The organism is Marinicauda algicola (assembly GCF_017161425.1).
Taxonomy (GTDB): domain Bacteria; phylum Pseudomonadota; class Alphaproteobacteria; order Caulobacterales; family Maricaulaceae; genus Marinicauda; species Marinicauda algicola.
Genome location: NZ_CP071057.1, coordinates 3,393,086 through 3,413,325, shown reverse-complemented (window position 1 = coordinate 3,413,325; position 20,240 = coordinate 3,393,086). Strand labels below are relative to the sequence as shown.

Genomic DNA, 20,240 nt, shown 5'->3' with positions numbered 1-20,240 from the left:
AGGCTTGAAATTCGAACCGACCATGACCCGCTCCGACAAGACGGCGCGGGAGATCTTCGAGGAGGTGCGCGCCAATCCGGCCCGCGCCCGCTTCGGCTTCGGCGAGAAGCTCGCCGTGATCAATGTCGATCCCCAGAAGGCCTACACGCGGCCCGACCTGTTCCCGAAGACCGCCTACGTCACCGATCCCGACCAGCTCGACCATATCAACGCCATCTCGGCAAAGGCGCGGGCCAAGGGCCTTCCGGTCGTCTGGACCCATGTCGCCTACATGGAGAATGCGGCCGATGCGGGGGTCTGGGGCACGCGCACCGACACCCCGGACTCCCTGCAGAACATCAAGTACGGCTCGACGCGCCACGAATTCGACGACCGCGTCGAGATCGACGCGACCGTGGACGCGGTCTACACCAAGCGTATGCCCTCGGCCTTCTTCGAGACCCCGCTGGCGAGCTTCCTCGTCTGGCACCGGGTCGACACGGTGGTGATCACCGGCGGCTCGACGAGCGGCTGCGTGCGCGCCACCGCCGTCGACGCGCTCAGCCACGGCTACCGCACGATCGTTCCCATGGAGTGCGTCGCCGACAAGCACGAAAGCTATCACTACGCCAACCTCACCGACCTGCAGCTGAAATACGCCGACGTGGTGGAGGTGAAGGAGGTTCATGAGTGGCTGGACGGGTATCAGGGATGATCTCCGACCCCAATCTCTACGACTACAATCCTTACCGCGACCGCCCGAAGATCGAATGGCCGGGAGGGAAGAAGCTCGCCTTCTGGATCGCGCCGAACATCGAGTTCTACGAGTTCGATCCGCCGAGGAATCCCAAGCGCCCCGGCTGGCCGCGCCCGGCCCCGGACGTCACCGGCTATTCCCAGCGCGATTACGGCAACCGGGTGGGCCACTGGCGCCTGATGGAGCTGATGGACCGCTACGGCCTGAAGGGCTCGGTCAGCCTCAATGTCGCAATGTGCGACCACTGCCCGGAGATCATCGAGTCCTGCAATGAGCGCGGCTGGGAGTTCTTCAGCCACGGCATCTACAACACGCGCTATTCCTACGAGATGAGCGAGGACCAGGAGCGCGCCGTGATCGAGGATTCGATCCGCACGGTGGAGGCCGCCACGGGCCAGCGCATCCGCGGCTATCTCGCCCCGGCGCTGACGGACACGACGCGCACGCTCGACCTCATCGCCGAGCATGGCTTCTGGTACACGTGCGACCTGTTCCAGGACGACCAGCCCCAGCGGGTGAAGACCAAGACCGGCAGGCTGTGCTCCATGCCCTATTCGCTCGAGGTCAACGACGTCATCACCTACGGCCAGCTCGCCATGGATCCCTGGCGCTATGGCGACGTCCTCAAGCGCCAGTTCGACCAGCTGCTGGAGGAGGGCGAGACTTCGGGCACGGTGATGTGCATCCCGCTGCATGCCTATCTCGTCGCCCAGCCGCACCGCCTGCGCCCGTTCGAGGAGGCGCTCAAGCACATCACCGCCCATGACGAAGTCTGGTTCGCGACCGCGAAGGACATCGCCGGCCACTGGCGCGAGCATTACTGGGATACGACGCAGGACGATCTGGAAAAGAAGGGCCTCGCCACCGGCGGCACCGCATTCGAGGCGTTCGAGCGATGAGCCTTCCTCCCGCCTATCTCGAATACGACAAGCGCGGCTACGGCCAGGACATCGGGCGCTATGACTGGCGCCTCGCAAAGGACCGCGCGCCGGTCCGGCTGAAGAACGCCCGCCAGGTCGCGGCGATGATCGTCATCCCCTGCGAGTACCACCCGATCGATCCGCACAAGACCCCCTTCGGCCATCCCCACGGCATGGTCACGCCCTTCCCGGACCTTCGCCACTTCACCGCGCGCGACTACGGCAACCGGGTCGGGGTGCTCCGCCTGCTCGACGCGCTGAAATCCGCCGGGCTGAAGGCGACCTTCCCGGTAAGCGCGGCGCTGCTCACCCGCGCCCGCCCGCTCGCCGAGGCGATCGTGGGAGACGGCCACGAACTCGCCGCCGCGGGTCTACACGGCGACGCGATCCACCATGCCGGGCTCTCCGAAAGCGAGGAGCGCGCGATGATCGAAGACGTGCGCGAGGCCTTCGACGCGGCCGGCTTCCACCCCACGACCTGGCTCTCGCCGGCGCGCCAGGAGAGCTTTGCAACGCCCGACCTCCTCGCCGAGGCCGGGTTCACCGCGCTTCTCGACTGGGAAAGCGACGGGGTGCCGCTGCCGCTGAGGACGCGCGGCAGGCCGATCACCGCCCTGCCGCTCCTCAACGAGCTCGACGATTTCAAGCTGCTCGTCGAGAGAAAGCAGACCGAGGATCTGTGGACCGACCAGATCCTGGAAGCGAAGGACTATCTCAAGACCGAGCACGACCGCCACGGCGCGCAGGTACTGGGCTTCACGCTCACCCCCTTCGTCGCCGGCCAGCCCTTCCGCATGCGCTCGCTCGTCAACATGCTCGCCGAGTTCGCCGGCGACGAGGCGGTGTGGTGCGCGCGGGCGGACGAGATCGTGAAGGCGTTCTAGGACACTCCGCGCTCCTACTCGGCCGCATCCTTTCGGTCGGCGTCGTAGCGTGCGCCCTTCTCCTTCATCTCCGGAAGCCCGAGCAGGGCGTTCAGCCCGTCGAAATCGAGCATGCGCTCGCGATAGCCGGCGGTCGAGCCGGTCTGCTTCAGCCCGGAGAGGAATTCGCGCGCCATGAAGGCGAGCGCGCGCACCATGGCGCCTGGCGTGATCACGAACCTGAAGCCCTGCGCGTCGAGCTGGTCGAGCGTCCTCATCGGGGTCCTACCGCCCTCAACCATGTTGGCGAGCAGCGGCACGCGCGACTTGAACCGGCGCGCGATGGCGGAGAGTTCCTCCGCGCTCCTGGGAGCCTCGACGAACAGCATGTCCGCCCCCGCGGCGAGATACGCCTCGGCGCGCTCCAGCGCGGCCTCGAAACCCTCCACCGCGATGGCGTCGGTGCGGGCGATGATGAGGGTTTCCCGGCTCTTGCGCGCGTCGACGGCGGCGCGCACCTTGCCGGCCATCTCCTCCGGTGAGACGAGGCTCTTGCCGGCGAGATGCCCGCAGCGCTTGGGCAGGTTCTGGTCCTCGATCTGGATTGCGCTCGCCCCGGCGCGCTCGAACATCTCCACCGTGCGCTGGACGTTGAGCGCATTGCCGAAACCGGTATCGGCATCGACCACGAGGGGTATGCCGGTGCGTTCGCGGATGCGGGCGATCACGTCGGCGACCTCGCTCGCGGTGACGAGGCCCAGGTCGGGCCGGCCGAGCTGCGTGTAGGCGATGGACGCGCCGGAGAGATAGGCCGCCTCGAAGCCCGCCTGCTCCACGAGCAGGGCGGAAAGCGCGTCGTACACGCCGGGCGCGAGCACGGCCGGGCCTTCGGCGAGGCGTGTCTTCAGGCTGGTCATGGCTGCGCCTCCGGGGCGTTGAATCGGGCTTTCAGCTGCGCCATCAGCCCGCCGGCCTCGATCATGGCGGTGAGATGGTCCGGCAGGGGCGGGAATGCGAATTCCTCACCCGTCGTCTCGTCGACGAGTTCGCCCTTCGACAGGTCGACCAGCAGGCGGTCGCCGGCCGCGATGTCGCCGGCCTCGGCGAGCGGGATCGCGGGCAGGCCGATATTGATGGCGTTGCGGTAGAAGATGCGCGCGAAGCTCTTCGCGATCACCGCCGAGACCCCGAGCAGCTTCAGCGAGATCGCCGCCTGCTCCCGGCTCGAGCCAATGCCGAAATCCTCCCCCGCCACCACGATGTCGCCGCGTTCCACTTCCCGGGCGAAAGCCGGGTCGACGGCCTCCAGGCAGTGCATGGCGAGCGCCTCGGGTCCCTTCTTCATGGCGTGGCCGGGGGCGAGCAGGTCGGTGTCGATCCGGTCGCCGAACACCCAGGCCCGGCCTCGTATGATGTCCGGTGTGCTCATGCCGCCCTCCGGCGTTCGCCGAGGAATTCGCGCGGATCGGTGATCGTTCCCGTGACCGCCGAGGCCGCCACCGTGAAGGGCGAGCCGAGCCAGACCTGCGCGTCCTTGTGGCCCATCCGGCCACGGAAATTGCGGTTGGTCGAGGAGATGCACACCTCCCCCTCGGCGAGCAGCCCGGCGCCGAGCCCGGCGCACGCGCCGCATCCCGAGGGCAGGATCACCGCGCCCGCCTCGGTCAGCGTGGCGAGCGTGCCGTCCCTGGCCGCGGCGTGGGTGACCTTGGCCGAGGCCGGCGCGACGAGCAGGCGCACGCCCCTGGCGACCTTGCGCCCCTCCAGCACGCGCGCGGCCATCTGAAGGTCGGTGAGCTTCGCCCCGATGCAGGCGCCGATATAGGCCTGGTCGATGCGTTCGCCGGACGCGTTCGAGATCGCGTCCGAGTTCGCCGGGCTGTGCGGCGCCGCCACCTGGGGCTGCAGGGCGGAAGCGTCCACGGCGTGCACCTTCGCGTAGCCGCAGCCCGCGTCGCTGCGCCAGCGCGCGATCGCCTCGTCCTCCACCTCGCCGCCATGGGCGCGGATATGGGACAGCGTCGTCTCGTCCGGCTCGATGAGCCCGGTATCCCCGCCGAGTTCCGCGGCCATGTTGGAGAGCACCATGCGCGCTTCCATGTCCATCGCGCGCACTGCCGGCCCGCCATATTCGATCGTCTTGAAATGATTGCCCATGCCGAGCTCGCGGCAGAGCAGGAGCATGACGTCCTTGGCCGCCACGCCCTCCCGGAATTCGCCCGCGATCTCCACCCGGATGGTCTCGGGCACGACCGTCCAGGTCTTTCCCGTGGCCACGATCGCGGTCATGTCGGTCGCGCCGAACCCGGCCGCATAGCAGCCGAACGCCCCACCATTGGTCGTGTGGGAATCCCCGCCGGCCACGAACATGCCCGGCTTGAGATGGCCGTGCTCGGGCAGCACGACATGGCAGATGCCGCGCATGTCGTAGAAGCGTTCCACGCCGTAATCGCGAGCGAACTCGCGCGTGGTCTTCAGGATTTCCGCGCTCGCCGGATCGACGGCCGGCACGTAGTGATCGGAGACGATCACGACCTTGTCGGGATCCCACAGCCGCGCGCCCAGCGCCTCCAGGCGCGCGCGCCAGCGCCGCGGCCCGGAGCTGTCATGGGCCATGGCGAGATCGACCTGCACCGTGACGATGTCGCCCGGACGCACGTCCGCGCCTCCGCTGGCGCGGGCCATGATCTTCTCAACCAGCGTGCGCGGCCGCGTCATCGCGTCATAAAACTCCGTTCCGGCCCGACAAGTCCCGACCTTGGATGAAAGGATATATCTTTATAGCATTTCATGGAATGCACGTCCTGTGAAACATGACTCCTGCAACCCCAGGCTCGCGGCCCGTCATCCGCCAAGCCGTCCGGCCCGCGCCTCGTAGAGCCGCCTGAGATACACGATCGGGGCAAGCGGGGCCTCGATCCAGGCGGAAAGGCGCCAGCCCTCGCCGGTATGCCGGAACAGCGCGGCGACCCGGTTGTCACCTCCCATCGCGGGCCGGTCGGTGAAGCGGATCGACCAGTCCATGCGATGCACCCCGAGAACGAGGCCCTCCCCGACCGTCACGTAACGCGAGCCCGAGAACGCGAGGTCCACGCCCGCGTGCAGCTCGCGATTGCCCGCCCAGTAGGCCTCGACCTCGTCCCAGCCGATGAAGGTCTCCTCGATCTCCTCGGCGAGATAGACCGGCTCCGCGCCCCGGTCCCAGAAGCGCCTGAGCTGCGCCGGATCGCTGCCGTGCCAAGCCCGGGCGTAGCCGGCCATCAGCGCATCGAGTTCGCCCGCCGCCGCGTGTGTCACGACCCGGCCTCCTCTGCGAAGGCGGAGAGCGGCGCGGGCGCGCCTGTATTGGCGATCAGCGCCTTCCTGCGCAGGAAGCGCGTCAGCCCGGCATCGCCCATGCGCGAGGGTCCGAGCCCGGACGCCTTGAAGGCCTGCTTCTCCGCCTCGTAGAAGACCGCGGTCAGGGCGGCGTCGTTGAGCGACACCGCCCCGGTCTGCAGGCGCCGGGCGATGACCTCGGCTTCCTTAAGAGTCCCCGCGAAGACGCCGGCCGACAGGCCGAACTCGGTGTCGTTGGCGAGCGCGACGGCCTCGTCCTCGGTCTCGAAGGCCATGACGGGAAGGACGGGCCCGAACGTCTCCTCGGTCATGATCGCCATGGAGTGATCGACATTGGTGAGGACGGTCGGCTTCAGCCACAGCCCGCCGCCATGGCGCTCGACCGTCCCGCCGGTGAGGACTTCCGCGCCCTTCTTCACAGCGTCCTCCAGCTGGCGCCGGATCGTCTCGGCCTGGGCCTCGAAGATGATCGGTCCGATCTCGCCGCTGGCGATGTCGGGCCAGTTGATCCGGACCTTGCGGGCTTCATCCGTGAGGCGCTCCAGGAAGGCATCGTGGATCTCGCGCGCGACATAGATGCGCTCAATCGACTGGCAGGCCTGGCCGGTCGACAGCACCGAACCGCGCAGCGCGGCGGTGACGGCGGCCTCCACGGGCGCGGTCTTCGTGACGATGAGCGGGTCCTTGCCGCCGAGTTCCAGGAAAGCCGGGATCAGGCGCCGGGCCGCCTGCGCGGCGACCTTCCGCCCCGTCGCGACCGAGCCGGTGAAGCAGACGAGATCGGCGCGCGCGATCACGCCCTGCCCCGTCTCGCCGACGCCCGGGGCGAGCGCGAGCACCCCGGCAAGGCCTGCAACCTCGCCGATCGTCGCGCTCAGGGGCTCGGCGAAGCGGGGCGTCACCTCGCTCGGCTTGACCAGCACCGCGCATCCGGCGGCGAGGGCGGGGATGGCATCGATCAGCGACAGGGTGAGCGGGAAATTCCATGGGCTGATCACCCCGACGAGAGGATAGGGCAGATACTGGCCGGCATGGCGGATCGCCGGATTGGCGCGGCCCTCGACCCAGTCGCTGCGCGGCATCAGCGCGGCCGCGCGCGACGCCCAGCCCCGGATCGAGGCGATGGCCCCGTCGATCTCCAGCCGGGCGAGCCGTCGCCGCCCGGTGTCGGCCTCCAGCGCCGCGGCGAGGTCGTCGCGGCGCGCCTCGATCCGCGCCGCCCAGTCCTGCAGCACCTGCCCGCGATGGGCAGCGTCCGCCGCGGCCCAATCCCGCTGCCCCTCGCGCAGGCGTGTGGCGAGTGTGTCGAGTTCGCGCTCGGTCGGCGGGGTGAAGCGGTAGTCGGGCATGCCGGTGCGCGGGTTCCGGACCTCGATCGGCTGCGTCACGACGATCCTCCGAGCCCCAGAACGCCGGGATTGACGATGCCGTCCGGATCGAGGGCGGCCTTGATCGATCTCAGGAGCGCGAGCGTCTCCGGCCGACGCGTCTTCGCGAACGGATAGGTCCGCCCGATCTGGAAATGCACTCCGCCATGGCGGGTGAAGATGTCGACAACGCCCGCGCGCGCCTCCCCGACCAGCGCGGTCGCGGCCGGATTCGCGGGCCGGCGCTCGAGCTTCTTCAGATAGTTCGCCTCCACACTCTCCTCGTGCAGGGCGAATAGCGCGTCGGGCCACAGGAAGACCGGCTCGATGAGGAAGCCGGTCTCGCCGAGCGTCGTGATCAGCGTGCCGGTGGTCACGCCCTCGGCCTCGAACCGGTCCTTCAGCGAGGCGAAATACGCCTCGATCGCGGCCCAGCAGGCCACCGCCTGCGAGTGCGGCACGATGCCATGCACCGGCACCCAGCGCTCCGCATTGGGCCCGATCATGGTGTTCAGCGGCGTGAAGGGATTGGCGCGGATCACCTTGGGGATGGTCGGCTCGACGGCCTTGCCGCCTTCGCGCTCGCAGATCGCGGCGAGGCGCCGGCGCGCGTCCTCCACGCCCACCCTCGAATGGCCTTCGGTGACGAAATGCAGGTTGAAGTCGGCTTGGGAGAGGAAATTGCGGCCGGCGAGCGCCATCCGCGCGCCCTCCACCGCGCCCTTCAGGAGAGTCTTCTGACCCGTCACGACCTTCGCCAGGGTCTTCGCATCGCTCAGGATGGAGGCGCGCTGCATGCGCACCGCGGTCAGGCCCGGGTCGAAGCCGAAGATCTCGCAGGCAAGGCCGGTGCGCGCCATCGCGCTCGCCGCGTGCGCCATCGCGTCGGGCGCGGCGAAGCTGAAACTGCCCCAGGCCTCGTGTGCGGGCATCTCGACGAGCCTTAGCGTGATCTCGAGCTTCACCCCAAGCGCGCCGCAATCGCCCACGAAGAGTCCGGTCAGATCCGGCCCGTCATGGCGGAAGAAGGCCGATCCCGCCCTCTGGCCGGCGCTTCCGGTCCTCAGGATCGAGCCGTCGGCGAGGGCGACCGAGACCGAGAGCACGCTCTGCCCCGTCGGGCCGTGGGTGCCCGCCCCGAAGAAGGCATTGTTCTGCGACACCCCACCGCCGATCGTGGAGGCGAGCCCGGAGAGCGGTCCCCAGAAGGGGGTCCTGAGACCCTTCGGCTTGAGCGCCTCGTGCAGCGCCGCCCAGGTGCAGCCCGCTTCCACGCGCACGAAGCGGTCGGTTTCGTCGATCTCCACGATGCGGGTCAGGCGCGACGTGTCGAGGCTCATCCCGCCCCCGCGTTCGCCGAGATAGCCGGCCGTGTAGCTCATCCCGCCACCGCGCGGATAGACCGGCACACCCGCCCTTGCGCAGGCGGCGAGCGCCGCGGCGGCGGCCTCCTGCGTCTTCGGGCGCACGACGAGATCGACAAGCCCGCCCGTCGTCCAGACATCCTGCGAGTGATGCTCGCGCGCCTCGCGTGCCGTGACGACGCCGTCCTCGCCGACGAGACGCGCGAGCTCTGCGGTGAGCGCCTTCACGACGCCGATATCCCGAGGATCGCCGCCGCGACGATGAGCCCCCAGAGGGCGACCACCGCGAGTCTCACCTGCCGCAGCGAGCCGCGGATCGCCGCATTGTCGGCCTCGCTCGGAGCCCCCGATGCCAGCCCAGGCATGGCAGCGGAAAACGGCTTCAGCAGCCGGCGCACGGCGAGGCCGAGCGCGATCGCCGCGGCGAGGATCAGGAGCTTCCACGAAAGGAAGCCCGGCAGGTCGATCGGCGCCGCGAGCCCGGCGAGCCCCGTAAGCGCCAGCGCGATCATCAGCCCGATGCGGATCGCGAGATCGCTCTTCGCCCAGGCCGGTCCCGCGCCGAGATGGATGCGCCAGGCGATGCCCGCCCAGATCACGGCGAGCGCGAACGCGGCGAGGATCCAGCCCCAGTCGAGCGCGAGCCAGCCCCGGCTCACCGCGAGCGCGAGCCCGGTCGGGGCGGCGAAGATCAGCGCCATGCGCGGGGCCATGTCGACATGCTTGACCACGACCGCCGCGCCGAGCCGCTGGCCGGCCGGCCTCGCCTCGTCGGTCAGCACGAAGGAGGCGTAGAATGCGCCGAGATCACCGCCCAGCCAGTAGACGAGGACCAGGAGATGCAGGAACGTGAACAGCGTGGTTTCGAGCACTTGGGCCTCCCTGTAGAAATGGTATAACAATAAGCCATTTCGGAGGGAAGCCTTCGGGCGCGGCGGTTCAGCGCGGATCGACCGCGGTCCAGCCCGACCCCTCGCCCGGATCGCGCAGGAGGCGCATGTGATAGCGGAAGCGCTCGGGCCGGTAGAAGGCGATGATGTGCTGCACAACCCGTCCGCGCCGGTCGCGCATGATGCGGGTGATCTTCAGCAGCGGCGAGCCCGGCGCGACCTTCAGCACGCTGGCCACGTGCGGCTCTGCGGCCGCGGCGGTGATGGTCTGGTCGGCCTCGGCCGCCTCCGCACCCGCGCGCTTCAGCAGCGTCAGGAGCGGCTCGCTCGCCAGCTCCTCGCGCGTGTACTGGCGCGCGATGTCGAGCGGCACGTGGGTGAGGAGATAGGAAAAGGTATCCCCTTCCAGGCGGCGCAGGCGCACGGCGCGCTGCACCTTCTCGCCACTGTCGAGCCCCATCACCGCGGCGAGCTCGCTGTCGGCGGAAATGTCGGCGACGTCGATCAGCTCGACCTGGGTCTCCAGCCCCATGCGCTGGAGAGCGTCGAACAGCGTGTCGAAGCGTCCCTCCACCACCGGCGCGCCGGCATTGTACATCACGAGCGTGCCGCGCCCGCGATGGCGCGTGACGAAGCCGTGCGCGGCGAGCTCGTTCAGGGCCCGCTTGACCGTGATGCGCGAGACGTCGAGCAGTTTCGACAATTCCTGCTCGCCCGGCAGCACCGATCCGGTCGGGTAGGCGCCCGAATGGATGCGGTCGCGCAGCACCAGGAAAATCTGATGGTAGAGCGGCATGGGCAGGGATTCGTCGATCAGCTCCGGCCCCAGGCGGGGCGGCTCGCTTGTCTTCCCGGTCTCGCTCATGCGCTCTTCGCCTCCTCTTCGCCCCGACTTTTAGCGAATTCGCGCCGCCATGCCAGCCGGAGATGACAAGACCATGAGTGAGCCCCGCCCCTGCCACGCCCTTGCCCTGCAGACGCTGTGCGAGGCGATCAACGGCCTGTCCCCGGGGGATGCCCGGACGCGCATGAATAGCGCCATCCACAGGATCGGGCGAGAGATCGCCGGCTCGAAGGGCTTCGTCGGCCCCGATCTCGAACTCGTCGTGCTGCCCGAATACGTGCTCACCGGCTTTCCCATGGGCGAGAGCGCGGACGAATGGCGCGCCATGGCCGCCATCGATCCGGACGGGCCCGAATACGAGGCGCTCGGAAAGATCGCGCAAGCGCAGAAGATCTTCCTCGCCGGCAATGCCTACGAGACCGATCCCCATTTCCCGCAGCTGTATTTCCAGGCCTGCTTCCTGATCGCGCCGAACGGGGACACGATCCTGCGCTACCGGCGCCTGATCTCCATGTTCGCGCCGAGCCCCTACGACGTGCTCGAGCGCTATCTCGAGGCCTATGGCGAGGACGCGCTGTTTCCCGTGGCCGACACCGGGATCGGGCACATCGCCGCGATCGCGTCGGAGGAAATCCTCTATCCCGAGATCGCGCGCGCCCACGCCTTCCGGGGCGCGGAGATCTTCGTCCATCCCACGAGCGAGGTGGCCAGTCCGCTACCGACCGCGAAGAACATCGCCAAGCAGGCCCGCGCGATCGAGAATCTCGCCTATGTGGTCTCGGCCAACACCGCGGGCATGACCGGCACGCCGATCCCGCAGAACTCCGCCGACCGCGGCTCGAAGATCGTCGATCCCAGGGGCGTGATCCTCGCCGAGGCGGCCGGCGGGCCGTCAATGTGCGCCAATGGCGAGATCGATGCGGGGCTAGTGCGCCGCATGCGCCGCCGGGTCGGCATGGGCAATCTCCTCGCCCGCCAGCCCGCCGAACTCTATGCACGCGTCTACGCCGCGGCCCGCGTGCACCCGCCCGAAACCCTGATGCAGGAGGGGCAGGTCGCGAGCCCGGCGAAGAGCTTCTACCGCGACCGCCAGGCCAAGGTGATCGAGACGCTGGCGCAGAAGGGGCTGATCTGAGGCCGCGCTGAGTCTCCTCCCCCGCGAGCGGGGGAGCTAGGGGTGGCGAGCCTCACTCAAATCCGTCCGGCGCCGGAAATTCCCCCCGCAGGTCCTCGTAGGCCATCGCCGCGCCGAGCGCGCGCGCGTCCTCGCCCGCCGGCGCCATGAACTGGATCGCCATCGGCAGCCCGGCGGAGGACAGCGCGCTCGGCACGCTGGTCGCGGGAATGCCGGCGAGGTCGGCGAAGGCGGTGATGTCGGCCTGGCCCGCGGGCACCTCGCTGCCGAAGGGGAAGGCCGTCTCGCAGGCGGTCGGCGCGGCGAGCAGGTCGCAGGCCTCGAACGCCGCCCCGGCGTCGGCGGCCGCGGCCTTCAGCACAAGCAGCGCCGCCTCGTAGCGGTCCGGGCTCTGGCGCGCGCCCCAGGCGAGCATCTTGCGGAAGTCCTCCGAGAAGCCCTCCGGATCGGCCTCCAGCGCCTCGGCATGGATGGCCGCGCCTTCGCGCTCGGCGATCAGGAGGCCGGCGCGCCGGCTCTGCCCGAAGCCGTACCGGGCGAGCGAGATGTCGACGATGCGCGCGCCCCGCTTCTCCATCGCCTTCAGCGCCGCCTCGAAGGCGGCGAGGATTTCGCCATCGACCGCGACGTGATCCTCCACCCGCCAGCGCCCGATGAGCAGCCCGGAAAGCCCGGGCGCGCGTGCGGGCGGCGTCTCGCTCAGCACCGCGAACACGTCGGCCGCCTCCTTCGCCTTTCGCGCGAGCGGTCCGACATGGTCGAGCGTTCGGGACAGCGCGATCACGCCCTCGAGCGGGACCGCGCCGCGCGAGGGCTTGTGGCCGGCCACGCCGCAATAGGCCGCCGGGATGCGCACCGAGCCCATCGTGTCGGTCCCCAGGCTCGCCGGCACGAGCCCGGCCGCGACCGCCGCCCCCGAGCCGCCCGAGGAGCCCCCGGGGGTGAGGTTCTCACCCCAGGGATTGAGGCAGCGCCCGAAATGGGGGTTGTCGGTGACCGCGCCGAGCGCGCCCTCCTCCATGTTGAGCGTGGCGAAGACCACCGCGCCGGCGGCCTTCAGTCGCGCCACGCAGGCCGCGTCGCGCTGCGCGATGCGGTCCCGGTACGCCGCGATGCCGGCATGCCAGGCCAGGCCGGAAAGCGCGATATTGGCCTTGACCGCGACCGGCAGGCCGTCGATCGGCGAGCGGGGCTCGCCCGCCTTCACCCGCCTCGCGCTGGCCTCGGCCTCGGTGCGTGCCTCGCGCACCTCCAGCACGGCATTGAGCCCCGGGTTGAACCGCGCGATGCGCGCGATCGCGCGATCATACGTCTCGACCGGGTCGGCGGGCCGGCTCACTTGAAGCGCTCGTCGATGAGGCGGATCGGCTTCTGGCGCACCTCGGTCTGGGTGAGGTCGGCGAGCCCGCCCGGCGGCGCGAGTTCCACCCGGACCTCGATGCCGAGCTGGCGCTTCAGGATCTCGCGCATGCGCGCCGAGACCGCCTCGCCCCGGTCCTTCGTCTCGGCCATCACGACGAAGTCCTCGCGCTCGTTCTCGCCGCGCACCGCCTTGCAGATGAACTCGCCAGTGAAGGCCTCCACCTCGTCGAGCAGCGGGCCGACGGCCTGCGGGAAGATGTTGATGCCGCGGATCTTCACCATGTTGTCCGAGCGGCCGAGAAAGCCCTCGATGCGCCGGAACTTCGCGCCGATGGAGGAGGTGCCGGTTTTCACCTTCGTCACGTCATGGGTGTTGAAGCGGATGATGGGGTAGATATCGTCCTTGTACAGACAGGTGCAGATCATGTCCCCGGACTCCCCGTCCGCCACCGGCCTTCCTGTGTCGATGTCGGCAATTTCCAGATACTGCGCATCCTCCATGACGTAGAGCCCGTCGCGGTCCGGGCCCTCGCCCGCGATGACGCCCGTATCGCCGACACCGTACCAGTCGAAGCAGGCCGCCCCGCCCCAGGCCTTCGACAGCGCGGCCTTGTCCTCGCGCCCGAGATGACCCGAGATCATGCGCACCTTGAGGTCCTTCACCGGATCGATCCCCTCCTCCTCGGCGACCCGGGCGAGCTTCTTGATGTAATCGGCAAAGCCGACGATCACGGTGGCGCCGAAATCCTTCATCAGGCCGACCTGGCGCACCGAGCGGGTCTCCACGCCGGTGCCGGCCGACATGAAGAGCGCGCTCGTCCAGTGGATCACCGCCTCGCGCACGTAATGCCCGCCATTGATCATGCCGTGTCCGTAGACGGAATGGACCACGTCGTCGGGCCTCAGGCCCTGGAAGCGGTAGAGCCGGCCGAGCAGCAGGTTCTGGATCTCACGCGACTTCGCACCGAACAGCAGCACCTGCGGCGTGCCCGTCGTGCCCGAGGTGGTGTGCATCACCACCGGCGGGCGCTCGCCCTCCCCATAGCTGTCCATCGCCGAGAAGTCGCCGAGCGGGGGATTGCGCGCGATGGAATCCATGATGTCGGACTTGTCGAAGCTCGGCAGCGAGGACAGCGTCTCCAGTCCCTTGATGTCGCCGGGCTCCACGCCCGCCTCGCCCCACAGGCGCCGGTAGAAGGGCGTCTTCCAGGCACGCTTCACGCATTCGAGGAAGCGCGCCTCTTGCATCGCGCGCAGCTCGTCTCGGCTGACGCTCGTGACGAAGCGGGTGAAGGCCTCGCCCACCGGATAGTCGCGCTCGACCGTGGCCCAGTCGGCGGAGTTGAAATAGGTGCGGTGGCCGTCGCTCATGCGTCTGCTCCCAGAAGCCCTGTGAGTGTACGGATATCCGGTAGGCGATCGAGTTCGTCCACTGCCCGCGTCAGCGCGTCCGCGCCCGCCGCCGCGCCGGCGAAATCGAGGCAGTGTTCGAGCTTGGCGCGGGCGTCGGCCTGGCTCATCGATTTGGCGGGACTGCCGTAGAGCGCCTCGGTGCGCGCCCGCTTCACCGCGCCCGATTTCAGCCGAACGGTGAGCGTCTGCGGAGTGAAGGCGGCGGGGTCCTGCGACCCGTCGCTCTCCACCGCGATCCGGCCGGCGAGCGCCAGGGTGCTGGGATCGCGCAGCGCCTGCGCCGTGAAATCGTCGAGCCGTACCGCCCCGCGCCGCAGCGCGACCGCGCCGGTGTAGGCAAAGCACAGCCGGGCATGGGCCACGCCCATGTCCGGCTCCGGACGGCGCCCGACGAGCCGGGCGACGAGCGGGGGCGCGGTGAGCGTGACCTGCTCGATCTCGCCCGCCTCGAGCCCGTCCCCGCGCAGCTGGAGCGCCATCGCGATCCCGCCCTGGGCGGCCCGGCCCGTCGGCCAGGGCTTGTGGCTGAGCTCGGTGATGCGGAACACCGTCCCGAGGCTGTCGAGCACCGGGGCCAGATTCCAGCGCTCCTCGAACAGGGGAAAGTATCCATACGGACCTTCCAGCATGTCGTGCGGGCCGCGCAGCCCGGCCCCGGCGAGATCCGCGGCAAGGATCGCCGCGCGCGCGCCGGCCGCGATCTGGACCGCGAGTGCGGGGGTTCCCTCGACATGGGCCTGCATCGTGCCGGCCGCCTGGGCGAGCGCGTAGCCGGCCGCGTCCAGCGTCGTGTCCACGTCGAAGCCGCGAAGGCGCGCAATGCCGAACGCCGCGCCGATCAGACCGGCATTGGCCGGGCGGAAAAAGCGGATCGGGCTCGTCACCGCGACCCCGATCCCGGCCGCGACATCGACCGCGCCCACGATCGCCGCGAGCAGGTCCGCGCCCGAGGCCCCGCGCGCCTCGGCTTCCGCGGTCAGGGCCGCGCCGATCACCGCGAAGGGATGGACCACCGCGCGCTCGTGCACGCAGTCATATTCCTGGCCGTGGATCTGGAAGCCGTTCACATAGGCCGCCGCGGCGGCGGGCAGTTTCGGCCCGTTCCAGACGGTGGCAGCCGGAACCGCCTGCGCCGTGCCCCAGCCGCGCGCGATGGCGAGCACCTTGTCCGCATACGCGGCTTTCGATCCCGCGATCCCGACGCCGAGCGTGTCGCGGTAGAAGCGCCTGGCCGCCGCCTGCGCGGCTTCGGGCAGATCGTCCCAGCCGAGCGACAGGACGTGACGGGCGAAGAGTTCCGCCGGGTTCATGACGCCGCCTCGCGCGGCAGGGCCGCGGCATAGGTATCGAGCGCCCCGCCCTCGCCGAGCGACAGCGCCGCCGCGATCAGGCGCGCGGCGGCGGCCGCATCCATGCCGCCGGCCGCGCACAGGGCCTCGGCCTTCTGCGTCAGGCGCTCTTCCGGGAGCGGATTTTCCGGGTCGCCGAGCGCGTCGCGCTGGCGGTGCGCGATCTCGCGCCCGCCGCCCAGCACCGCCCTCAGCCCCGCCCCGTAATGGGCGGGGTAGGCGCCGTCCCAAGGCTCCGCCGCCCGAACGCGGACCTTCGCGGCCAGGGCCCGGACATCCTCTCGCTCGAACGCTCCGGCCTCGAAATGGCAAAGACGGGGCGGGCCCTCGATCAGGGCCACCGCCACCGAGTGCTGCAGCGAGAACTTCGCCTCGATCACGCTTTGCGGCCTCACACGGTCGCAGAACTTAACCGCGTCCGCGTAGGTGGACAGTTCGATGCGGTCGATGTCCTGCGGCCGCACGCCCTGCGCGCGCAGCGCCAGTGCCGCGTCGATCGCCGGATGGGCGTGGCGGCAGGCCGGCCAGGGCTTGACGCTCACCTCGTGGATCTTCCAGCCCGAGTCCAGCTGCGCCACCACGTCCTCGGCCTCGGCGCCGGGGCAGGTCGCGGCGAAGAAGCCCTGCTCGCCCTCAAAGACGGTGAGCGGTCCCTGGAAGCCTTCCGCCGCGAGCCGCGCCGCGAACAGTCCGGCATGGGCCGCACGCGCGGTGTGGAGCTGTTTCGCCATCGAGGCCGGCTCGTGACGGGTCTGCCAGAACCCGCTCGCCTGCGTCGCGGCGAGGGCGAGGGCATGGGCGGTCCGCTCCGCATCGAGCCCCAGCAGCGAGGCACATGCCGCCGCCGCTCCGACGGGCCCGCACGTGCCGGTATTGTGCCAGAAGGCGTAGTGGCCCGGCCCGACCGTGCGCCCGAGCCGGATCACCGCCTCGTATCCGCGCACGAGCCCTGCGAGGAATTCGTCCGTACTCGCATCTTTCGCTTGCGCCAGGGCGAACGCGGCCGGGATAACGGTCGGCCCGGGATGCAGGATGGCCCGCTTGTCGACATCGTCCATCTCCAGCACGTTGCCGACCGCCCCGTTGGCGAGCGAGGCGGCCAGCGGCGCGCGGCCCGCCCCGCCGATCACCGTGCAGGGCCCCGCCGCCTCCTCGGCCAGCGCCGCGCGCACCGCGCGGCCTGCTGCGCTTGCCGCACCGGCCACCGCACAGCCCGTCCAGTCGAGCAGAGCGCGGGCTGCGCGCGACTTGTCCCCGTGCGAGACCGGGCGGGCGAGGATCGCGGCGAGACGGCGCGTGACGGGGGCGAAACTTTGTCCGGACATATTTTGCTTGTAGCATCACGCCGGTTCGGTGGAAAAGAACCCATGGCGAAAAAATCCGCCCCGATTTCGCTGCAAGACGCCGTCGCGGCGATGCGTCCGCGCACGCCCGTCGATGCGGTCGTCGCGGAATGTGGTATTGCGAGACTTCACGGACTCGATCTCGACGCATGTGCAGGAGCGCCGATCGCGATCGCGGCGCCGGCCCATCGCGATGCCCTGAGCGCGGCGTGGGACGAGAAGCGGAGACAGATGTGACCGACCAGGCCCCCCGCTACGCCCAGCTTGCCGAGAGCCTGAAGCGCGCCATCGCCGAAGGCCGCCCCGGCATCGGCGAGCAGCTGCCGACCGAGCACGCCCTGATGGCGAGCCACAAGGTTTCCCGCCACACCGTGCGCGAGGCGCTGCGCCTCCTGTCTGAGGCCGGCCTCATCGCGCGCCGTCGCGGGGCGGGCACCGTGGTGGTGGCGCGGGAGACTCCCGCCGCCTTCACCCAGCGCCTCGGCGGGATGGAGGATCTGCTGCAATACGCCCGCGCGGCGCGGCTGCGCGTGCTCGCCACGAGCCGGGTGGACGGCGATCCCGCTCTCGTGCGCCGCTTCGGGCTCGAGCCGGATACGGCCTATCTGCAGATCACAGGGTTGCGCGAGGGCGAGGAAGGGCCGCCCGTGGCGCGCACGGTGATCCTGGTGCGCGCCGATCTCGCACCGGGCGCCATCGCCCTGTCCGAGCTTCGCGGTGCGATCACCGACTGGATCGAGCGCCAGCACGGCATCGCCCCGGCCCGCATCGAGCAGGCCATCGAGGCCCATCTCCTGACCCCGGAGGAGGCCGAGCCCTTGCAGGCTGCCGTCGCGGGGGCGGCGCTGATGACCCGCCGGCGCTATCTCGATGCGCAGGGCCGGATCATCGCGGTCTCCGAGAGCGTCCATCCCGGCGACCGCTTCTCCTACGACATGGTTCTGACGCGAGAGGGCTAGATCGCTCCGCGATCCGTCATCGCCCTGATCCGCGCGTCGTCGAAACCGGCCTGCCTCGCCAGCGCCTCGGAGTGCTCGCCGAACCCGGGCAGGCTCGTGGAGGGCTTTCCCGGTTCGTTGCGGAACTTCATCGGCAGGCCGATATGGCGGTTGCCGTCCGCGTCGGTGAAGACCAGGCCGCGCGCCTCGGTGTGGGGATCGTCGAACGCATCCTTGAGCGTGCGCACCGGCGCCCAGCAGACATCGATCCGGCTGAGGAAAGCCTCCCACTCGGCAAGGCTCCTCGCCTTGAACGTCTCGCGGAAGAAGGTCCGCAGGGATTCCTGATCCGGGCCGGGCTCGGTGCGGGCAAGCTCGAACAGGTCCGGCCGGCCGAGCGCGTCGAGGAGGTTCTTTGCGAATTTCGGCTCGGAGCCGCCGAGGACGAGGAATTTGCCGTCCCCCGTCTCGTAGACATGATACATCGCCGCCCCGCCGAAGCTCCTCATGTCCTTGACCGGGGGGTGGTCGCCATCGGCGAAGACCGGCCCCGTCACGTTCGGCGTCGAGGCAAGGCACGCATCGTACATCGCCATGTCGATGAAGTCGCCGCGCCCCGTCTCGTGGCGCCGGTAGAGCGCCATCAGGATCGCCGACAGCGCCATCAGCGAGGCGGCCATGTCGGCGACCGGCATGTTGGGCGAGGCGGGCTTTCCATCCTCCAGCCCGCGGTTGAGATCGACGAGGCCGGCGAGCGCCTGGACGGTGAGATCGTGAGCGGGTTTCGTGACATAGGCCCCCTCCTGCCCGAAGGCGGAAATGGAGCAGTAGACGAGGCGCGGATTGATCGCCGACAGCGTCTCGTAATCGGCCGCGAGCCGCTTCGCGACGCCCGGCCGGAAGGCCTCCACCACCACGTCGGCCTCTTTCGCCAGCGCATGCAGCAGGGCCTGCCCGTCGGGATCCTTCAGGTTCAGCTTCAGCGAACGCTTGCCGCGCGCGATATTGCGGAACCAGACCGAGACCCCGTCTGGCGTCTTCCAGCCGATCTCGCGCGTCGGCTCGCCGACCCCGTTGGCCGGCTCGACCATGACCACGTCGGCGCCATGGTCGGCCATCATCATCGTCAGGTGCGGCCCGGGCAGGAAGGCGGAGAGGTCGATGACGTTCAGGCCGGCGAGTTTCATGAGTCCCCTCCCAGCACGTCCTCGGTGTGTTCGCCGAGCCTTGGCGCGCGCGTGCCGGACGGGCGTTCGCCGTTGATGCGGAAGGGCTCGCGCAGGAGTTTCAGGCCGTCAGGCTTGGCCGGGTGATCGACCGTCTCGACCAGGCCCTGCGCGTCGGGTGCGGCGAGCGCCTGGGCTAGGTCGTGGACCGGGGCGACCGGCACCTTGCCGCCGAGGCGGACCATCCAGTCGGCTGTGGTGGCGGCCTGGAGGACCGCATCGAGTTCGCGGGTGAGGGCGTCGCGGTTCTGCGCGCGCGCCCTCGGCGTGGCGAAGCGCTCGTCCTCCAGCAGCGCCTCGCAACCGGCCTCGCGGCAGAAAATCTCCCAGAATTTCGGCAGCTGGCACATCAGGAATATCCAGCCGTCGGCCGTCCTGAACAGCTGGGACGGCGCCACGGAAGGATGGGCCGAGCGCGCGACCCGGCGGGTCTGCGTCCCCTCGTTGAGATACCAGGTCGCCGGGTAGGAGAGCTGGTGCAGGGCAGTGTCGAGCAGCGACACGTCGACATCGCAGCCCCTGCCGGTGCGCTGCGCCCCCAGGATCGCGGAAACGAGGCCCGTGGCCATCATCGTGCCGGTCATGAAATCGACCATGGAAAGCCCGAACCGCGCCGGCGGGGCGTCCGGCTCGCCGGTCAACGAGAGAAACCCGGCTTCGGCCTGCATGAGATAGTCGTAGCCCGGCCATGCCTCGCGCGCGCCTCCGCGGCCGTAGGCGGACAGGTGCGCGCACACGATGGACGGCTTGATCCCTGAAAGCGCGGCGTAATCGAGCTTCAGCTTGGCCGGCTGATCGCCACGCAGATTGTTGGCGACGGCGTCGGCGGTCTTCACCAGGCGCTCGAACTTCTCCCGGTCGGTCGCGTCCTTGAGGTCCAGCGCGACGGATCGCTTGTTCCTGTTGAAGGTCTGGAAGAATTCGCTGTCCGCCTCGCCCAGGCCATGCGGGCCGACATGACGCGCGCTGTCCCCGCCGGTCGCCGGGTTCTCGATCTTGATGACGTCCGCGCCGAGGCTCGCCAGGAGCTGCGTGCCGTAGGGCCCGGCGCCATACTGCTCGATCGTCAGGACCCGTATGCCGGACAGGGGCTTGTGCATGGGTTCGATCCTCCCTGCGCGATGTCTTCTCCCGCTGGAGCGGGGAGTGGC

At 69.8% G+C, this 20,240-nt stretch carries 20 protein-coding genes; 6 read left to right on the top strand and 14 right to left on the bottom strand.

Annotated features, from left to right (window positions below):
• Window positions 1–22 precede the first annotated feature (22 nt).
• Genes JW792_RS16790 through JW792_RS16780 form a run of 3 tightly spaced genes read left to right on the top strand, consistent with a single transcriptional unit; the run spans window position 23 to window position 2,540 of the window.
• Window positions 23–694 (top strand): isochorismatase family protein, encoded by a 672-nt coding sequence (locus tag JW792_RS16790; RefSeq protein ID WP_135995253.1) that lies wholly within the window; start codon window positions 23–25, stop codon window positions 692–694.
• Entirely contained in the window at window positions 691–1,635 is a 945-nt protein-coding gene (locus JW792_RS16785) for a polysaccharide deacetylase family protein (protein ID WP_135995254.1), read from the top strand. The genes JW792_RS16790 and JW792_RS16785 overlap by 4 nt, the downstream gene beginning before the upstream one ends.
• The gene (locus JW792_RS16780; protein WP_135994663.1) at window positions 1,632–2,540 is read left to right on the top strand and encodes a polysaccharide deacetylase family protein; all 909 of its coding nucleotides are present in this window, start codon (window positions 1,632–1,634) and stop codon (window positions 2,538–2,540) included. Before JW792_RS16785 ends, JW792_RS16780 begins: the two co-directional genes overlap by 4 nt.
• Before the next feature lie 14 nt (window positions 2,541–2,554).
• Here the strand turns inward: JW792_RS16780 and JW792_RS16775 are convergent, their stop codons facing one another.
• The 8 genes from JW792_RS16775 to JW792_RS16740 form a co-directional block, all read right to left on the bottom strand.
• Window positions 2,555–3,436 (bottom strand): isocitrate lyase/PEP mutase family protein, encoded by an 882-nt coding sequence (locus JW792_RS16775; protein WP_135994664.1) that lies wholly within the window; start codon window positions 3,434–3,436, stop codon window positions 2,555–2,557.
• Window positions 3,433–3,933, bottom strand: a complete 501-nt coding sequence (locus tag JW792_RS16770) for a LeuD/DmdB family oxidoreductase small subunit (protein WP_192900960.1) — start codon at window positions 3,931–3,933, stop codon at window positions 3,433–3,435. Before JW792_RS16770 ends, JW792_RS16775 begins: the two co-directional genes overlap by 4 nt.
• A gap of 11 nt (window positions 3,934–3,944) precedes the next feature.
• On the bottom strand, window positions 3,945–5,237 hold the full coding sequence (locus JW792_RS16765; RefSeq protein ID WP_135994666.1) for a 3-isopropylmalate dehydratase large subunit: 1,293 nt from the start codon (window positions 5,235–5,237) through the stop codon (window positions 3,945–3,947).
• Between the two features lie 126 nt (window positions 5,238–5,363).
• Window positions 5,364–5,816 (bottom strand): nuclear transport factor 2 family protein, encoded by a 453-nt coding sequence (locus tag JW792_RS16760; protein ID WP_135994667.1) that lies wholly within the window; start codon window positions 5,814–5,816, stop codon window positions 5,364–5,366.
• Window positions 5,813–7,246, bottom strand: coding sequence for an aldehyde dehydrogenase family protein (locus JW792_RS16755; protein WP_135994668.1), 1,434 nt, complete (start codon window positions 7,244–7,246; stop codon window positions 5,813–5,815). The genes JW792_RS16760 and JW792_RS16755 overlap by 4 nt, the downstream gene beginning before the upstream one ends.
• Window positions 7,243–8,817: an FAD-binding oxidoreductase gene (locus JW792_RS16750; protein ID WP_206340835.1), complete on the bottom strand. Its 1,575-nt coding sequence runs from the start codon at window positions 8,815–8,817 to the stop codon at window positions 7,243–7,245. The genes JW792_RS16755 and JW792_RS16750 overlap by 4 nt, the downstream gene beginning before the upstream one ends.
• Window positions 8,814–9,461 (bottom strand): hypothetical protein, encoded by a 648-nt coding sequence (locus tag JW792_RS16745; RefSeq protein ID WP_135994669.1) that lies wholly within the window; start codon window positions 9,459–9,461, stop codon window positions 8,814–8,816. The genes JW792_RS16750 and JW792_RS16745 overlap by 4 nt, the downstream gene beginning before the upstream one ends.
• A 67-nt stretch (window positions 9,462–9,528) precedes the next feature.
• Complete coding sequence (locus JW792_RS16740; RefSeq protein WP_135994670.1) at window positions 9,529–10,344, bottom strand: GntR family transcriptional regulator; 816 nt, start codon at window positions 10,342–10,344, stop codon at window positions 9,529–9,531.
• Window positions 10,345–10,417: 73 nt separating this feature from the next.
• Between JW792_RS16740 and JW792_RS16735 the strand changes: the two genes are divergently transcribed.
• On the top strand, window positions 10,418–11,458 hold the full coding sequence (locus tag JW792_RS16735) for a nitrilase-related carbon-nitrogen hydrolase (RefSeq protein WP_135994671.1): 1,041 nt from the start codon (window positions 10,418–10,420) through the stop codon (window positions 11,456–11,458).
• 52 nt (window positions 11,459–11,510) lie between these two features.
• Here the strand turns inward: JW792_RS16735 and JW792_RS16730 are convergent, their stop codons facing one another.
• Genes JW792_RS16730 through JW792_RS16715 form a run of 4 tightly spaced genes read right to left on the bottom strand, consistent with a single transcriptional unit; the run spans window position 11,511 to window position 16,907 of the window.
• Window positions 11,511–12,797, bottom strand: coding sequence for an amidase (locus JW792_RS16730; RefSeq protein ID WP_135994672.1), 1,287 nt, complete (start codon window positions 12,795–12,797; stop codon window positions 11,511–11,513).
• Window positions 12,794–14,191, bottom strand: a complete 1,398-nt coding sequence (locus tag JW792_RS16725; RefSeq protein ID WP_135994673.1) for a phenylacetate--CoA ligase family protein — start codon at window positions 14,189–14,191, stop codon at window positions 12,794–12,796. Before JW792_RS16725 ends, JW792_RS16730 begins: the two co-directional genes overlap by 4 nt.
• Window positions 14,188–15,543, bottom strand: a complete 1,356-nt coding sequence (locus JW792_RS16720; RefSeq protein ID WP_135994674.1) for an MmgE/PrpD family protein — start codon at window positions 15,541–15,543, stop codon at window positions 14,188–14,190. Before JW792_RS16720 ends, JW792_RS16725 begins: the two co-directional genes overlap by 4 nt.
• Window positions 15,540–16,907, bottom strand: coding sequence for an MmgE/PrpD family protein (locus JW792_RS16715; RefSeq protein ID WP_135994675.1), 1,368 nt, complete (start codon window positions 16,905–16,907; stop codon window positions 15,540–15,542). The genes JW792_RS16720 and JW792_RS16715 overlap by 4 nt, the downstream gene beginning before the upstream one ends.
• Window positions 16,908–16,949: 42 nt before the next feature.
• Here JW792_RS16715 and JW792_RS16710 point away from each other — a divergent pair, with 42 nt between their 5' ends.
• Both JW792_RS16710 and JW792_RS16705 read left to right on the top strand, forming a co-directional pair.
• On the top strand, window positions 16,950–17,162 hold the full coding sequence (locus JW792_RS16710) for an acetyl-CoA hydrolase/transferase C-terminal domain-containing protein (protein WP_135994676.1): 213 nt from the start codon (window positions 16,950–16,952) through the stop codon (window positions 17,160–17,162).
• A complete protein-coding gene (locus JW792_RS16705; protein ID WP_241095004.1) occupies window positions 17,159–17,884 on the top strand; it encodes a GntR family transcriptional regulator in 726 nt (241 codons plus the stop codon). The genes JW792_RS16710 and JW792_RS16705 overlap by 4 nt, the downstream gene beginning before the upstream one ends.
• Here the strand turns inward: JW792_RS16705 and JW792_RS16700 are convergent.
• Both JW792_RS16700 and JW792_RS16695 read right to left on the bottom strand, forming a co-directional pair.
• Complete coding sequence (locus JW792_RS16700) at window positions 17,881–19,050, bottom strand: CaiB/BaiF CoA transferase family protein (RefSeq protein WP_135994678.1); 1,170 nt, start codon at window positions 19,048–19,050, stop codon at window positions 17,881–17,883. The two genes, JW792_RS16705 and JW792_RS16700, sit on opposite strands and share 4 nt — an antisense overlap.
• On the bottom strand, window positions 19,047–20,189 hold the full coding sequence (locus JW792_RS16695) for a CaiB/BaiF CoA transferase family protein (RefSeq protein WP_135994679.1): 1,143 nt from the start codon (window positions 20,187–20,189) through the stop codon (window positions 19,047–19,049). The genes JW792_RS16700 and JW792_RS16695 overlap by 4 nt, the downstream gene beginning before the upstream one ends.
• Window positions 20,190–20,240 lie beyond the last annotated feature (51 nt).

What these genes read in the sequence shown, in the direction of transcription:
- JW792_RS16790 (WP_135995253.1), top strand. Translation starts at nt 23, where the DNA reads ATGACCCGCTCCGACAAGACGGCGCGGGAGATCTTCGAGGAGGTGCGC.
- JW792_RS16695 (WP_135994679.1), bottom strand. Translation starts at nt 20,189, where the DNA reads ATGCACAAGCCCCTGTCCGGCATACGGGTCCTGACGATCGAGCAGTAT.
- JW792_RS16700 (WP_135994678.1), bottom strand. Translation starts at nt 19,050, where the DNA reads ATGAAACTCGCCGGCCTGAACGTCATCGACCTCTCCGCCTTCCTGCCC.
- JW792_RS16735 (WP_135994671.1), top strand. Translation starts at nt 10,418, where the DNA reads ATGAGTGAGCCCCGCCCCTGCCACGCCCTTGCCCTGCAGACGCTGTGC.
- JW792_RS16725 (WP_135994673.1), bottom strand. Translation starts at nt 14,191, where the DNA reads ATGAGCGACGGCCACCGCACCTATTTCAACTCCGCCGACTGGGCCACG.
- JW792_RS16780 (WP_135994663.1), top strand. Translation starts at nt 1,632, where the DNA reads ATGAGCCTTCCTCCCGCCTATCTCGAATACGACAAGCGCGGCTACGGC.
- JW792_RS16740 (WP_135994670.1), bottom strand. Translation starts at nt 10,344, where the DNA reads ATGAGCGAGACCGGGAAGACAAGCGAGCCGCCCCGCCTGGGGCCGGAG.
- JW792_RS16715 (WP_135994675.1), bottom strand. Translation starts at nt 16,907, where the DNA reads ATGTCCGGACAAAGTTTCGCCCCCGTCACGCGCCGTCTCGCCGCGATC.
- JW792_RS16765 (WP_135994666.1), bottom strand. Translation starts at nt 5,237, where the DNA reads ATGACGCGGCCGCGCACGCTGGTTGAGAAGATCATGGCCCGCGCCAGC.
- JW792_RS16720 (WP_135994674.1), bottom strand. Translation starts at nt 15,543, where the DNA reads ATGAACCCGGCGGAACTCTTCGCCCGTCACGTCCTGTCGCTCGGCTGG.
- JW792_RS16785 (WP_135995254.1), top strand. Translation starts at nt 691, where the DNA reads ATGATCTCCGACCCCAATCTCTACGACTACAATCCTTACCGCGACCGC.
- JW792_RS16710 (WP_135994676.1), top strand. Translation starts at nt 16,950, where the DNA reads ATGGCGAAAAAATCCGCCCCGATTTCGCTGCAAGACGCCGTCGCGGCG.
- JW792_RS16775 (WP_135994664.1), bottom strand. Translation starts at nt 3,436, where the DNA reads ATGACCAGCCTGAAGACACGCCTCGCCGAAGGCCCGGCCGTGCTCGCG.